This is a genomic window from Roseibium sp., assembly GCF_050301095.1.
GTDB lineage: Bacteria > Pseudomonadota > Alphaproteobacteria > Rhizobiales > Stappiaceae > Roseibium.
Window position 1 is genome coordinate 1 of sequence record NZ_JBNKYW010000051.1, and the last position, 13,848, is coordinate 13,848.

The following is a 13,848-nucleotide window of genomic DNA, read 5'->3' on the forward strand; positions in this document are numbered from 1 at the left end:
CGTAGCGGTTGATTTCCTGGATGACCATGTCGATTGTGATCGGCTGGGCAAGATCGGCGATCATGGCCTTCTTGGTGTCATAGTCCCTGAACAGGAACAGGTCCGGATTTTCCATCCACTCGTCGGGCAGTTCGAAATCCATCGCCCGGACCTTGATGGCGTCGGTGATGTTCTTGATCGCCCGGCCAGTGAAACGCTCGTCAGCTTCCTGGATCGCCTTCAGATAGGCGCCGAACTTGGCAATCGTGTCGAGTTCGCCGATGTCGGCCTGAACCTTCTCGAAGACCTTTGCAAGCGCGTCTTCCTGCGGACGGGAGTGGCGGTCATAGGACGCGGCAACGGCCTTCTTGATTGCCTGGGCCTTGAACAGGTCGTGGTCGCCGACCGGGATCGAATGGTTCCTGCCCATCAGGAGATGCAGGATGTCGATATAGTCCTCGCGGGTCTGTGGTCCATCCACCAGGAACCTTGCGCCGGCGCGCTGACGCAGGGCATCGTCGACATTTTCCGGATAGTTGGAGAACATGCCGAAGGTACAGTTGCCGCGCACGACTGTATTGGCACCGGCGAAACTTTCCATCAGAACCGCGGTGATTTCCAGCTGGCCGGCGGAGGACTGGCGGTCGCCGCGCTTGCCCGCAAGCTGGTCGATGTCGTCGATGGTGCCGAAGCCGATCACATTCGGTTCCATGACATTGCGGATGAAGGCCTTGGCGTTCTGGGCCGACTTGCCCTGGTAGCTGTCGATGCTTTCGGTCGACAGGTTTTCATAGCGGAAGGCATAGCCGGCCGCATGGCAGTAGTCGTTGATGAGGCCGGCCATCATCTGGATGAGCGTCGTCTTGCCGGTGCCCGGCTTGCCGTCGCCCATGAAAGTGAAGATGAAGCCGCCGAGTTCGGCAAAGGGATTAAGCTTGCGCTCGAAATCATAGGCCATCAGCATCTTGGAAAGCTTCATGGCCTGATACTTGGCAATGTGGTTCCCGACCACTTCCTCCGGCTTCTTGAAGGCCATCGCCAGCGAGGTGGAGCGGGCGCGGGCCGCCGGTGTGAAGCCGGTGATCTCGAAGTCGTCGGCTTCCACCCTGTATCTGGCCGCCGAGAAGGGGGCGAGCGCGGATTTGCCGTCGGCGCGCAGCGTCACCTTTTCCATCAGCTGTTCGCAGAAGGAGGTGATCAGGCCGATCAGCTGCGCATCCGTCGAAACGTTCGCCGCCGCGATCTCCTGGTCCAGCTCCCACAAGGCGCCGTGCAGGGCAAGGTGGTCGTTGTCGAGCAGCACTTCCTCCACCTCGCCGCACTGAAGGTCGGTCTCGCCCAGCTCCACCGTCAGGCCGGACAGGAGGAAGTCGGTCATGTTGGCGAAGACATGCAGCGCAATCAGCGCCGAGGCGGACAGGAGATCCTGGAAACGGACCTTCTGCGAGGCATCGAGCGTGCCCGACAGATTGCTGCGCTTCAGATTGTCCAGACCCGTCTGTTCGGCGAACTGGTCGGAGGCCACCTGGGCAACCGAAAGGGCGCGCCGGAGCGCGCGCAGCACACTCGCCTGAAGCGGTGTTGTCAGCACGTCCTCGTCGCTCTCTAGTATGCGCTCGCTCAGGCGCACGCCTTCCGGGCGGGCCGTGGAGCGGGTGACGAGACCGGGCGTTGTCGAGCGGAACCGGCGCCGTGTGCCGAGGCCTGTCGAGCGTTCCTCGACCCGGTCCGGCTCACGCTTGGCGGCGATCCGGGGCGTGTGGTCGAAGCCTTCCAGCATCGCTTCCGCGAACTTGTATTTCTCGCGGATCTTGTCTTCTTTCAGTTCCATGAGGTCGTTGGAAAGGGTCACGCGGGAAACCTACTTGTAGCTGAGGATCTTGCCCGAGGGGCTGACGGCGTATTTGCGGATATGGGCAAAACCCGGCGGATCCCGTTCTTCCAGGATCTGGTAAGGTTTGAGCGGCAGGATCAGCGAGCGTTGCTGATGGGTGTGGCCCGCCGCTTCCGCTGTGTCCTCGAACGGATCCAGTTTGTAGACCTGCCGTTCCACGGACGAAAAGAAGCCTGACGCTTCAAATTCGGAACTGGAGGCAACCAGCGTTTCCGTGGTCCAGGCCAGGGCCCAGTCGTCGGCGCCCTTTGTTTCCACCTCGCTCAGGACGTCCCTCAGGGGGCCGGATTGTTCGGTGAACGTATGGCTGTACATCGGGCCGATGAAGAACCGGCGCAGGCGCTTGGGATGCAGGTCGTCGAAATCGCGGTCGAAGCCGCGGGCGATGGTCAAAAGTTTCAGCGAGGCGGAAGACTGTGCGGTCAGATGGCTCTGCACCCGAGGCAGCCGGCGCTCGTCCTTGGCCAGTGGCCGCCGTCCGCTGTCTTCCAGATCCATGATGTAGATGATCGGGATGTTCTGCTGGCTGTCGTAGACCGCCCAGTGCAGCCGGTACTTGCGGCGGTCCTCCGAAACGTTCCCGCTCCAGGCGATCCGTGGATCATTGCGTGCCCAGAAGAGGTTCCCCCGTGCCAGTTCCTCGTAATACATGCGCTGCGAGGCGGCGAACTGCAGATTGAGCGGCGCGGTCTGCTCCCTCAGGATATGGTTGATCATCGCGATCTTCAGGTCGCGCATGCCTGACAGCGTGCGCAGGTGCGTCTCCGCCTGCATGGCGTCGTTCGCCATCTGCAGCAGTTCCTGATAGATGGGAAAACCGCTGTCCTGCCGGTCGATGTTGAGCAGCGACGGCAGCATCTCCGACACCCGGCCCGCAAGCAGGTACTTGTAGGACAGCGCCGTGAAGGTACCCGAAAGCGCTTCCAGATACTCCTTCAGGATCGGGATCTCCGAGGCGAGTGCCGTGTTTTCCGGCACGACACTCTCCGCGACGCCCTGAAGATGGGAGATGATGCGCTCGAACTTGGCGAAGTAGCGCCGTGTTTCATGCGCTTCTTCCAAGGTCCTGTGATCCAGTGTCAGATCCACCATCCGGATTCAGCCCTCAGGCCCCGTAGGCGTTCTTGTCGTGCTTCTCGACAATCTGCTGGAAGCGGCGGGCGAAACGTTCGTCCGACTTGGCCTTTTCTTCCAGAACCTTGCGCGCGAACACCATGTGGTCCTCATGGGCTTCCATCATGTCGGCCATGCGCTGGTTGGTGGCCGAGCCGATGGCCGCCATGGCCGACTGGGCTTCCTTGTCGGTGGCAACGCCGATCTCGTTGATCCGGTGCGCCACGTCCTGCTGCTGGGCGGTCTTCAGCGACTTCACCAGCGCGTCGTAGAGCACAACGCGCTGCTTGGTGTCCGTCTGCAGCTTGTTGATCAGCACCATCTGGGTCGCGGCCTGGTTCTGCAGGCTGTCCACCCAGGTCTTGCCCTTCTCGATGTAGCGCTCAAGCGTCTGGCTCTCGGCCAGCCGCACCTGTTCTTCCTGCGCCAGGCGGTTGTATTCCGCGTTCATTTCCGCAAGCTGGCTCTCCAGCTTGGTGCGGGCGGCGGCGTCCGTTTCCATGGAAATCTTGTTTTCAAGCGCGATGATGTCCGGATCCATCGCCAGGATCTTTTTCTTGATCTCTTCCAGCATGCCGACGGACTGCTCGCGCTGGGCAAGGGTCGCGCTCAGGTTGGTCTCCACGCGGCTGCTGTGGTCGTTCAGCGTGTTGAGCTGTTCCTGCAGGAGCTGGCTGATGACGTTGGACTTGGAAATCAGGTCCTGCAGCTTGTCGTCGATGCTGGCCGAGCGCATGCGCTCCTGCCGGATGCTGTCGGAGCGCTGTTTGGAGAAGATGCCGACAAAGGTCTCCCAGCCGGTCTTCGAACGCATGGAATCGAAGTCCTTGGAGAAGTTTGCCGTGACATCGTCGAGGCCCATGATCAGCTCGGCGATATTGGCGCCCATCAGCTCCGTATGTGCATGGACGTCGTCCAGGGATGCGTTCTCGATGTCGATGGAGATGTCCTGGCCGGACTCGAGCTTGGTTTTCGCCGTCTCGATCTTCGAAGTCAGTTCGCTGATCTTCTGCTGTGCCGCCGCAACTTCCTGCTTCGACTTTTCAATTTGCGCACTCAAATCCGCCATCGGCCCCTTCCCAATGATCGTCAAAATTACAGACTCATATTTAGCAACACTTTGTGGAATTACAATTACGGGCTGTTGTCCGAGGGCAGAAATCGCCAAAGAGCTGCAGAAGCTTAAGTGTCTTCCGGAGGGCGTTAAAAGTCTATTGCAAAGTGTGGTAACCCGGCCTTCATCGAAGCGAATTTTCTTGCCGAAAACTTGCGGCTCCGGGAGCCGGTATCAAATCCCCATTTCGATGCGCCGGCCCGCCAGGATGACCGCTTCCATAGCGGCAGACGCACCTTTCGCATCGCCCGCCGTTATCGCCGTGACGATGGCCCTGTGGCGCTCGACAAATTCACGGGTCTCCTGGTCGTTGCGTTCGTGCGCTTCGTTGATGAACAGCGAATAGAGCGCGGCCTGCACCAGGTCGCCGAGGGACTGCAGGAAGCGGTTGCCGGACAGTTTCAGGATCAGTTTGTGAAATTCCAGGTCGGCCACCGCTACAGCGGCCCGATCCTCGCCCTTGGCGAGGTTGTCGCACAGTTTTGAAAGTGCCGCGCATTCCGCGTCGCTTGCCCGTCTGGCAGCCTGGCTGGCGGCTGCCGGTTCGAAGATCAGCCGGATTTCGAACAGGTCTTCCAGAAAGGGGCGGACGTTCTTCAGCGCCGCGTGCCATCGCAGCACGTCCGGGTCGAACATGTTCCATTCTGACGCCGGCCGCACATGGGTGCCGACCTTGGCCTTCGACTGGATCAGTCCCTTTGCGATCAGTGTCTTCTTTGCCTCGCGCACCACCGTTCGCGACACATCGAACATTTCGGAGATGTCCGGGTCCAGGGGGATCATCGACTCCGGCGGATACTCACCGGCCACGATGGCGCGGCCAAGCTGTTCGACAACCTGGTCAGTGTGATTTCCGATCTGGTTCCCCAACCCGCCCGTGGCGACGAATGTCATGATTGCGCGGCGAACTCTGTCGCTGGTTTTCTGCGCAGTGTGGTTGCCCAAGTGAGACCCTTCTGAAGCAAGATGAACCCGAACAGCAGACCGCCAATCACGATTTTGGTCCACCAGCTCGACAGCGTTCCGTCGAACACGATAAAGGTTTGTATCAATCCCATGATCAAAATGCCAAAGAATGTGCCTGCGACAAAGCCGGTGCCGCCGCTGAGCAATGTGCCGCCGATCACCACGGCCGCGATGGCGTCGAGCTCCACGCCCACTGTCGCCAGCGAATAACCGGCTGACGTGTACAGCGAGAAGATGATGCCGGCGAGCCCGGCAAGTCCGCCGGAGGTTGCGTAGATGCCGATGGTGGTCCGCGCCAGCGGAACCCCCATGAGGCGTGCCGTCGGCTGGCCGCCGCCAAGGGCATAGACGTTCTGCCCGAAGCGCGTGCGGTGCGCGGCGATGATGCCGGCGGCAAAGGTCAGCAGCATGATCATGCCCGTCAGACGGAACCGTCCGCCGCCGGGCGCCTTCCAGTAGAGCGCCTGAAGCGTGTCGTAGAACTCATGGGTGATCGGCACGCTGTCCGTGGACAGAACATAGGCCGCACCCCGGGCGAGGAACATGCCCGCCAGCGTGACTATGAAGGGCGGCATTTCCAGGTAATGGATCATCGCCCCCATCGCTGCGCCGAAGGAGATGGTGATCGCCAGAACCAGGACAAAGGCGGCCAGCGGATGGATCGAGGTGTCCCTCAGGATCACAGCCAGGAATACGCCGGTAAAGGCGATCACCGAGCCGACGGAAAGATCGATACCACCGGACAGGATCACGAAAGTCATGCCGACCGCGGCAATGCCCAGAAAGGCGTTGTCCGTCAGAAGGTTCGCCACAACCCGTGTCGACAGCATGGCCGGGTACTGCGACGCGCACAGCGTATAGGCCAGCACGAAAGTGGCGATGGTCACCAGAAGCGGCAGATGGGTGGAACGGATCATTGTGTGCCTTCTTTTGCTTCCTGGGCGGGTTCGGGCGGGGCCGGTTGGGTCGAGGCGCGCAGGATGTAGAGCGCGTGCTTCACGGTTGGCGACTGGATAACCAGGATCGCGATGATGATCAGGGCCTTGATGACCAGGTTGAACTCCGGCGGCATGCCGGACAGAAGGATGACGGAATTCACCGACTGGATGATCAGGGCGCCAAGCAGAGACGCCAGGATGGAAAACCGACCGCCGAGCAGGGAATTGCCGCCGATGACGACCGCCAGGATGGCGTCGAGTTCGAGCCAGAGGCCGGCATTGTTGGCGTCGGCTCCCTTGATGTCGGCGGCAACGATTACACCGGCAAGCGCCGCACAGAAGCCGGAGATCAGGTAGACCGAGATGATCAGCACCCGGCTGTTGATGCCGGCAAGGCGCGAGGAACTCTCGTTGATGCCGATGGCCTCGATCAGCATGCCGAGCGCCGTCTTGCGCACGATCGCCGCCACCAGAAGCCCGAGGAAGATCCAGATCAGGATCGGGGTCGGAATGCCGAAAATGGTACCCGCGCCCAGATGGATCAGTCCCGGGTTCACGAAAGTCAGGATGGTGCCCTCCGTGATCAACTGGGCGATGCCACGCCCGGCCACCATCAGCACAAGCGTGGCGACGATCGGCTGGATGCGAAGGACGGCGACGAGGACGCCGTTCCAAAGCCCGCACAAGGACCCGACGGCGAGCGCCCCCACGAGGGCGGTCTGCCAGCTGTGGCCGTCGACCACCAGCGAAGCGGCAACCGCGCCGGCAATCGCCATGACGGCACCGACGGACAGATCGATCCCCCGCGTCGCGATGACGAGCGTCATGCCGATACACAAAAGGGCCGTCGGTGCTCCCCGGTTCAGGACGTCGATCAGGTTGCCGAACAGCCGGCCGTGCTGGAACTCGATCCGGAAGAAGTCCGGGAAGACCAGGAAATTGAGGGTGAGGACGACGATGAGAATGACGAGTTGCGGCGTGATGCGCCTCAGGGTCGACCGGGTCATGCCGGACATCAGACAGCCTCCGCCTGGTAGTCGTTTTGAGGTTCGTCGGCAATCGCCCTGACGATATTGGACGTGGTGATGTCGTCACCGGAAAGTTCTTTCACCTGACGCCTGTCGCGCAACACGATCACACGATTGGAATAGGCCACAAGTTCCTCCAGTTCCGAAGAGGCGACCAGCAGGGCAAGCCCGTCCTCGCGCAGTCTTTCGATCAAGGCGATGATTTCCGCATGCGCGCCGACATCAATGCCCCTGGTCGGTTCGTCCAGGATCAGGAAAGAGGGGTTGGTTGCCAGCCACCTGGCCAGCAGGACCTTCTGCTGGTTGCCGCCCGACAGCAGCCGGATGGGCATGTCGAGGCTCGCAAGCCGGATGTCGAGCGCCTTGACGTAGGCTTCGGCCAGCTCGTTCACCTTGGCCTTGGCAAGCGGTCGGAACCAGCCTTGCCGGGCCTGCAGGGCAAGGACGATGTTCTCCCGGACGGAGAGATCCCCGACGATGCCGTCGCTTTTGCGATCTTCCGGGCAAAGCGCGATGCGGTGCGAAATGGCTTCGCGTGGATTTTTCAGACCGATCCTGCGCCCCTCCAGGAGCGCCTCACCCTGATCGGCCTGGATGGCGCCGAAGATCAGGCTGGCGGTTTCGGTTCGGCCCGAGCCGAGCAGACCGGCGAGACCTACGACCTCGCCCTTGCGGACGGTCAGGTCGAACGGTTCGATCACGCCGCGCCTTGCGAAATTCTTCAGCTCGATCAGGGTGTCGCCGGTTTCCGTCGGCGCACGGTCCTGGATCCTGTCTTCCAGTTGTCGCCCGAGCATCAGCGTGACGATTTCCGTCTGGGTCGAATAGGCAAGCTGGCGCGTTGCGATCAGCCGGCCGTTGCGCAGGATGGTCGCGCGGTCGGAAATCTGAAAGACCTGATCGAGGAAGTGGGTGATGAAGACAATTGCAAGACCCCGGGCCTTGAGTTTTTCGATCACGGAAAACAGGAGCTCGACCTCGTCGCGGTCGAGGCTGGCCGTCGGTTCATCGAGAATCAGCACCTTGCCGGAAAGCTCCACGGCGCGGGCAATTGCAACAACCTGTTGCACGGCGACGGAATAGGCCGACAGCGGTTCGGCCGGATTGATGCGAAGTCCGAACTCGGTAAGCAGGTCCTCCGCCATGGCCAGCATGCGCCGCTGGGAAATGAGGCCGTGTTTCATCGGCTGGCGGCCGAGAAAGAGGTTTTCCGCAACGGTCAGATTGGGCAGCAGATTGACTTCCTGATAAACGGTGCCGATCCCCAGCTTCTGGCTGTCCAGTGTGCTCTGTGGTGAGATTTCCTCGCCGTCGAGGAGGATCGTGCCGCTGTCACGCCTGTAGGCGCCCGTCAGGCATTTGATCAGCGTGGATTTACCGGCGCCGTTTTCCCCCAGAAGCGCGTGCACCTCACCCGGGTAAAGGGTCAGATCAACCGCATCCAGGGCGATAGCTCCCGGAAAAAACTTTGAAATCCCTCTGCATTCCAACACAGGGCTCGTGACACTCGCCATTTATCGGCTTCCCCCCGAAGTCCGTCGCATTTTGTGTGTTTGCCGGGCGGAAGGGCCGCCCGGCATTCCTGGCGAAGATCCTAGTAACCCAGGTCTTTCTTCATCTCGTAGATGGCCATGTTATCATCCTTGAGCGTGTAGAGCTTGGATTCGGTCTGGATCCATTTCGGCGGAACGGTGCCGTCCTTGAGGTAGGCTTCCAGTGCATCGAGCGCAGGGCCGGCCATGTTCGGGGTCAGCTCGATGGTGGCATTGGCTTCACCGTTGGCCATGGCCAGGTGGATGTCCGGAACACTGTCGATCGAAACGATCTTGATGTCCTCACCCGGCTTCAGGCCGGCTTCCTTGATGGCCTGAATGGCACCGACGGCCATGTCGTCGTTATGGGCGTAGAGGGCGCAGATGTTCTCTCCGCCGACCGCCTTCAGGAAACTTTCCATCACCACCTTGCCCTGGGACCGGGTGAAGTCGCCGGTCTGGCTGCGGACGATGTTCAGGTTGTTCTGACCGGCGATGGCCTGTTCGAAGCCTTTCTTGCGGTCGATGGCCGGAGACGACCCGGTCGTGCCCTGAAGTTCAACGATATCGCACTTCTTGCCGGCCATCTCGTCCACGAGCCACTGCCCGGCGACACTGCCCTCATGAACCAGGTCGGAAGTGACGGCGGTCATGTAGAGATCATCGGAAGCGTCCACGGTCCGGTCGAGCAGGATCACCGGAATTTCCGCATCCCTGGCTTCTTCCAGGACCTCGTCCCATCCGGTTGCGACGACGGGTGCCAGGAGGATCGCGTCAACGCCCTGGGCGATGAATGAGCGGATCGCCTTGATCTGGTTTTCCTGCTTCTGCTGGGCGTCGGCGAATTTGAGATCGATGCCGCGTTTTTCCGCCTGCTGCTTGGTAACGGTGGTCTCTGCTGCCCGCCAGCCCGACTCAGAGCCGATCTGCGAAAAACCGATCGTGAGATCGGCCGCCATTGCGGTCACGGGTGCGAACGCCATCGCCCCGGCAATGAGCATTGCCTTGAGTTTCATAGTCTCCTCCACAAGGTATATTCTTCTAACGCAGATCATTAAGTATTACTTTATTACTTTTGTAAAGCTATACGGTGAAGATTGACTGTTTTTTGAAATAAGTAATTGATTTAATTAATGAAAAATTCGAAGTTGCCGAACTGTTGCCGGCAGCGGAGGTTGTGACATCCGGGTCCGGGCCTGGTGGTCGCAGTTGTTGAGGTGGGCTCGAGAGCTGACGGACAATCACCGGAAAACCGGTGACGCCCGCAGGGTGTCCTGTCTTCGATTTGGCGGGTGGCCTTAACTTCAGGCGATTGTCCCCAAATGGATTTTCTTCTCTGAAAACAATGCTAAGGTGCCTCCCGGGGACACGGTCTTGCAAGGGAGGGCGCGGTCATGAGCCGGAACGGATTTTGCCTGATGTGGGCGCCGGAAAGCAGTTGTCGCGAATGCTGTTCTTGCCGTTCCCTATCCCGCGAGAAGCCTTGGCGTCATTTCCTGATGGACAGGATTGCGGGAAATAGTTATAGAACATAATTATTATAGATCATTATCGGATTGGAGGGAGGTTCCGGTCCGGTAACGCAAATGATCTGACAGGGAGGAAAACATGATCAGACTCAACAGGCAGGTGGCAAAACTGGCAGCCGCCGCAGCCGTCTCCGCAGTTGCACTTGCAGGATCGGTATCCGGTTCGCTGGCACAGGAAGTCACGCTGCGCCTGCACCAGTTCCTGCCGGCTCAGGCCAATGTGCCGAAGCACGTCCTGGACCCGTGGGCGGACAAGATCGAGGCCGAATCCGGTGGTCGCATCAAGATCGAACGCTACCCGGCCATGCAGCTTGGCGGCAAGCCGCCGGAGCTGATCGACCAGGTCGTCGACGGGGTTGTCGATATCGTCTGGACCGTTGCCGGCTACACGCCCGGCCGTTTCCCGCGCACTGAAGTGTTCGAGCTTCCCTTCACCATGACCGACGCGGAAACCATGTCCCGCGCCTATTGGAAGCTGGCCGAAGAAACCATGATGGATCAGGACTTCGCGCCCTTCAAACCGCTGGCTCTCTGGGTCCACGGCCCGGGCGTCATCCACTCCAGCAAGCCGATCACCGCTCTGGGCGATCTCAACGGCGTCAAGCTGCGCGCACCGACCCGCGTCACCAACAAGCTGTTCTCCAATCTTGGCGCAACCACCATCGGCATGCCGGTGCCGGCCATTCCCGAAGCGCTCAGCAAGGGTGTTGTCGATGCGACGGTTATCCCGTGGGAAGTCGTCGGGGCGCTCAAGGTGAACGAGCTGGTGAAGAACCACACCGAGTTCCCCGGCAACGCGATCTACACCACCGCCTTCATCTTCGCGATGAACAAGGACAAGTACGAGTCGCTGCCCGATGATCTGAAGGCGATCATCGATGCGAACTCCGGCGAAGAGTTCTCCGCGCTCGCTGGCAAGACGATGCAGGCCGACGATGCCGGTCCCCGGGCGGCTGCCGTCGAAATGGGCAACAACATCATCACGCTGACGCCTGAACAGGTTGCCGAATGGCAGGCTGCCGCACAGAGCACGATCGACGAGTGGACCGCGGAAATGGACGGGAAGGGCCTGGACGGCACAGGTCTGCGCAAGCGGGCCGCCGAACTGATGGCCAACTGACCCATTCGGACAAGATAGTCCCCCGGAACCGGTTTCCGGGGGAGCCTCCGACAGGACAAGAAGACAATGCTGCTTAAACTGGTGGAGCGCCTGGCGCGCTTCATGGCGATCCTCGGCGGACTGGTACTGACCGCCCTGATAGCCCTGACCTGTGTCAGCGTGCTCGGACGGGGATTGAACACACTCGGTCATTCCGCCTTCCTGACCTCGCTCTCCGAGGGCGCGGCCAATGCCCTGATCGCGGCCGGTGTCGGTCCGGTCTCCGGCGATTTCGAACTGGTCGAGGCGGGGATCAGCTTCACGATCTTCGCGTTCCTGCCGATCTGCCAGCTCCGCAAGGGACATGCGGCCGTCGATGTCTTCGCCGGTAGCTTTCCGCATCTGATGAACCGGTTTCTGGTAACCTTCTGGGAGGTTCTCTTGAGCGCGCTCATCCTCCTGATCACCTGGCGCCTCTTCGTCGGCATGGAAGACAAGATGCGCTACGGCGAGACGACCTTCATCCTGCAGTTTCCGATCTGGTGGGCCTATGCGCTCTCCTTCGGCGCGGCGCTGATCGCCTCCGTCGTCGCCCTCTATTGCGCGATTGCACGGGTGGCAGAGCTCATCACGGGCCAGCGCTTCATGCCGGATGCGGAGGGGGGAGTCCATTGAGCCTGCTTGAACTCGGATATTTCTCCTTTCCCATCCTTCTCATCCTGATTTTCCTGAGGGCCCCGATCGGGCTTGCGATGATGATCTGCGGGCTCGGTGGCCTCTATCTGGCGACCGGCAATCCCAACATCATCCTCGCCAAGCTGAAGAGCGAGACCTACACCACCTTCTCCAGCTACTCGCTGACCATCATTCCGATGTTCCTGCTCATGGGCCAGTTCGCGACCCATTCGGGCATGTCGGCTTCGCTTTTCAAGGCCGCCGAAAGCTGGCTGGGTCACCGCAGGGGCGGGGTCGCCATGGCCGCCGTCGGCGCCTGCGCGGGATTCGGCGCGATCTGCGGCTCGTCGCTGGCCACCGCCGCCACCATGAGCCGGGTGGCTCTGCCCGAGCTGCGCCGCTACGGTTATTCAGGCGGGTTCTCGACCGCGACGCTTGCCGCCGGTGGCACGCTCGGCATTCTCATTCCGCCGTCTGTCATTCTGGTGATCTATGCGATCCTGACCGAGCAGAACATCGCCAAGCTGTTCCTGGCCGCCTTCATACCGGGCATCCTTGCCGCCATCGGCTACATGATCACCATTTCGATCTACGTGCGCCTGCATCCGGAGGCCGCCGGAACCCGCGATCCCGTGCCCTATTCGGAACGGCTACGTGCGCTTATGGATGTCTGGCCGGTGCTGCTGGTCTTCGGGCTTGTCGTTGGCGGGATATATCTGGGCTGGTTCACGCCCACCGAAGGGGCCGCCGTCGGCGCTGCCGGCACCGGGGTCATTGCACTGGTGTCGGGCAATCTCAGCTGGAAGATGTTCATGGACAGCATCATCCAGACCGCGCTCAGCACCGCGATGATCTTCTTCATCGTGCTTGGTGCCGGTTTCTACAACAGCTTCCTGGCGCTCAGCCAGCTGCCGCAGGAACTGTCCGGCTGGGTGGTCGGCCAGGGCTTCAGCCCCTGGGTGGTGCTGACGCTGATCCTGCTGTTCTACCTGGCCTTCGGCTGCCTGATGGACAGCCTGTCGATGATCCTGCTGACGATCCCGATCTTCTTCCCGGTGATCAGCGTGCTGGATTTCGGCATGAGCCCGGAACAGGTCGCCATCTGGTTCGGCATCATCGTGCTCATCGTCGTCGAGGTCGGTCTGATCACGCCACCGGTCGGCATGAACCTCTTCATCATCAACGCGATGGACCGCACGACACCGATGAAGCAGACCTACAAGGCCGTGCTCTGGTTCGTGGCTTCCGACATCGTGCGTGTCGCCCTTCTGGTGCTGTTCCCGTCGATCACCCTGTTCCTGCTGGCCGGTTAACCCGGCCGGCGGCATGGCACCTCTTTTGGTGCATGAAAATAGATATGAACCATAACAATGATGATCAAAACCAAAATTGAGGCCCTGTCATGCTGATCGAAGGACAATCCGTGCTCGTAACCGGTGGCGGCAGCGGATTGGGCGCTGCCACCGCGCGCCATTTTGCCGGCGAGGGAGCGAAGGTCGCGATCCTCGATTTCGATCTCGGCCGGGCGCAGGCGGTGGCCGGCGAGATCGGCGGGGTTGCCGTTCAGGCCGATGTCGGTGACGCGGCCGCGGTCGGCGCGGCGCTGGACGAGGCGTCGCGGCAGCTCGGCTCGGCGCCGCGCATCGTCGTCAATTGCGCCGGGGTCGGCCTTGCCGCGCGGATCGTCGGACGGGAAGGCAAATTGTCGTTCGATGTTTTTGAGAAGACGCTGCGGGTGAACCTCTTCGGCACCTTCAACGTCATGAGCCATGCGGCAAGACGCATGATGGAACTTGAGGCTCTGGAAAACGGCGAGCGCGGCGTGATCGTCAACACCGCCTCCGTCGCCTTCGAGGACGGCCAGCTCGGCCAGGCCGCCTATGCCGCCTCCAAGGGCGGTATTGCCGCCATGTGCCTGCCCGCGGCCCGCGAATTCGCCCGGTACGGCATTCGCGTGATGGCCATCGCACCGGGTCTCTTC

Annotated in this window: 12 protein-coding genes; 4 read left to right on the forward strand and 8 right to left on the reverse strand. The window is 61.0% G+C overall.

Going from position 1 to position 13,848, the window contains the following annotated elements:
* The 8 genes from ACQY7U_RS04265 to ytfQ form a co-directional block, all read right to left on the reverse strand.
* Nucleotides 1–1,831 (reverse strand): ATP-binding protein (locus tag ACQY7U_RS04265; protein WP_428642320.1); only part of this gene is annotated, 1,831 nt, incomplete at its 3' end.
* A 9-nt stretch (nucleotides 1,832–1,840) separates the two neighbouring features.
* Entirely contained in the window at nucleotides 1,841–2,965 is a 1,125-nt protein-coding gene (locus ACQY7U_RS04270; protein ID WP_428642322.1) for a hypothetical protein, read from the reverse strand.
* Between the two features lie 13 nt (nucleotides 2,966–2,978).
* Entirely contained in the window at nucleotides 2,979–4,055 is a 1,077-nt protein-coding gene (locus ACQY7U_RS04275; RefSeq protein WP_428642323.1) for a hypothetical protein, read from the reverse strand.
* Between the two features lie 219 nt (nucleotides 4,056–4,274).
* A complete protein-coding gene (locus ACQY7U_RS04280; protein WP_428642324.1) occupies nucleotides 4,275–4,994 on the reverse strand; it encodes a FadR/GntR family transcriptional regulator in 720 nt (239 codons plus the stop codon).
* On the reverse strand, nucleotides 4,991–5,980 hold the full coding sequence (gene yjfF, locus ACQY7U_RS04285; protein WP_428642341.1) for a galactofuranose ABC transporter, permease protein YjfF: 990 nt from the start codon (nucleotides 5,978–5,980) through the stop codon (nucleotides 4,991–4,993). The genes ACQY7U_RS04280 and yjfF overlap by 4 nt, the downstream gene beginning before the upstream one ends.
* A complete protein-coding gene (locus tag ACQY7U_RS04290; RefSeq protein WP_428642326.1) occupies nucleotides 5,980–7,020 on the reverse strand; it encodes an ABC transporter permease in 1,041 nt (346 codons plus the stop codon). The genes yjfF and ACQY7U_RS04290 overlap by 1 nt, the downstream gene beginning before the upstream one ends.
* Nucleotides 7,020–8,546 (reverse strand): sugar ABC transporter ATP-binding protein, encoded by a 1,527-nt coding sequence (locus tag ACQY7U_RS04295; protein ID WP_428642328.1) that lies wholly within the window; start codon nucleotides 8,544–8,546, stop codon nucleotides 7,020–7,022. Before ACQY7U_RS04295 ends, ACQY7U_RS04290 begins: the two co-directional genes overlap by 1 nt.
* An 80-nt stretch (nucleotides 8,547–8,626) precedes the next feature.
* Nucleotides 8,627–9,580 (reverse strand): galactofuranose ABC transporter, galactofuranose-binding protein YtfQ, encoded by a 954-nt coding sequence (gene ytfQ / locus ACQY7U_RS04300; RefSeq protein ID WP_428642331.1) that lies wholly within the window; start codon nucleotides 9,578–9,580, stop codon nucleotides 8,627–8,629.
* Between the two features lie 592 nt (nucleotides 9,581–10,172).
* On the opposite strand from ytfQ, the gene ACQY7U_RS04305 reads away from it, so the two are divergent.
* From ACQY7U_RS04305 to ACQY7U_RS04320, 4 genes are all read left to right on the forward strand, one after another.
* Nucleotides 10,173–11,213 (forward strand): TRAP transporter substrate-binding protein, encoded by a 1,041-nt coding sequence (locus ACQY7U_RS04305; RefSeq protein WP_428642332.1) that lies wholly within the window; start codon nucleotides 10,173–10,175, stop codon nucleotides 11,211–11,213.
* 66 nt (nucleotides 11,214–11,279) lie between these two features.
* The gene (locus ACQY7U_RS04310) at nucleotides 11,280–11,867 is read left to right on the forward strand and encodes a TRAP transporter small permease (RefSeq protein WP_428642334.1); all 588 of its coding nucleotides are present in this window, start codon (nucleotides 11,280–11,282) and stop codon (nucleotides 11,865–11,867) included.
* Entirely contained in the window at nucleotides 11,864–13,180 is a 1,317-nt protein-coding gene (locus ACQY7U_RS04315; RefSeq protein ID WP_428642336.1) for a TRAP transporter large permease, read from the forward strand. The genes ACQY7U_RS04310 and ACQY7U_RS04315 overlap by 4 nt, the downstream gene beginning before the upstream one ends.
* An 89-nt stretch (nucleotides 13,181–13,269) precedes the next feature.
* The coding region (locus tag ACQY7U_RS04320; RefSeq protein ID WP_428642339.1) for an SDR family NAD(P)-dependent oxidoreductase at nucleotides 13,270–13,848 on the forward strand (579 nt) is incomplete at its 3' end.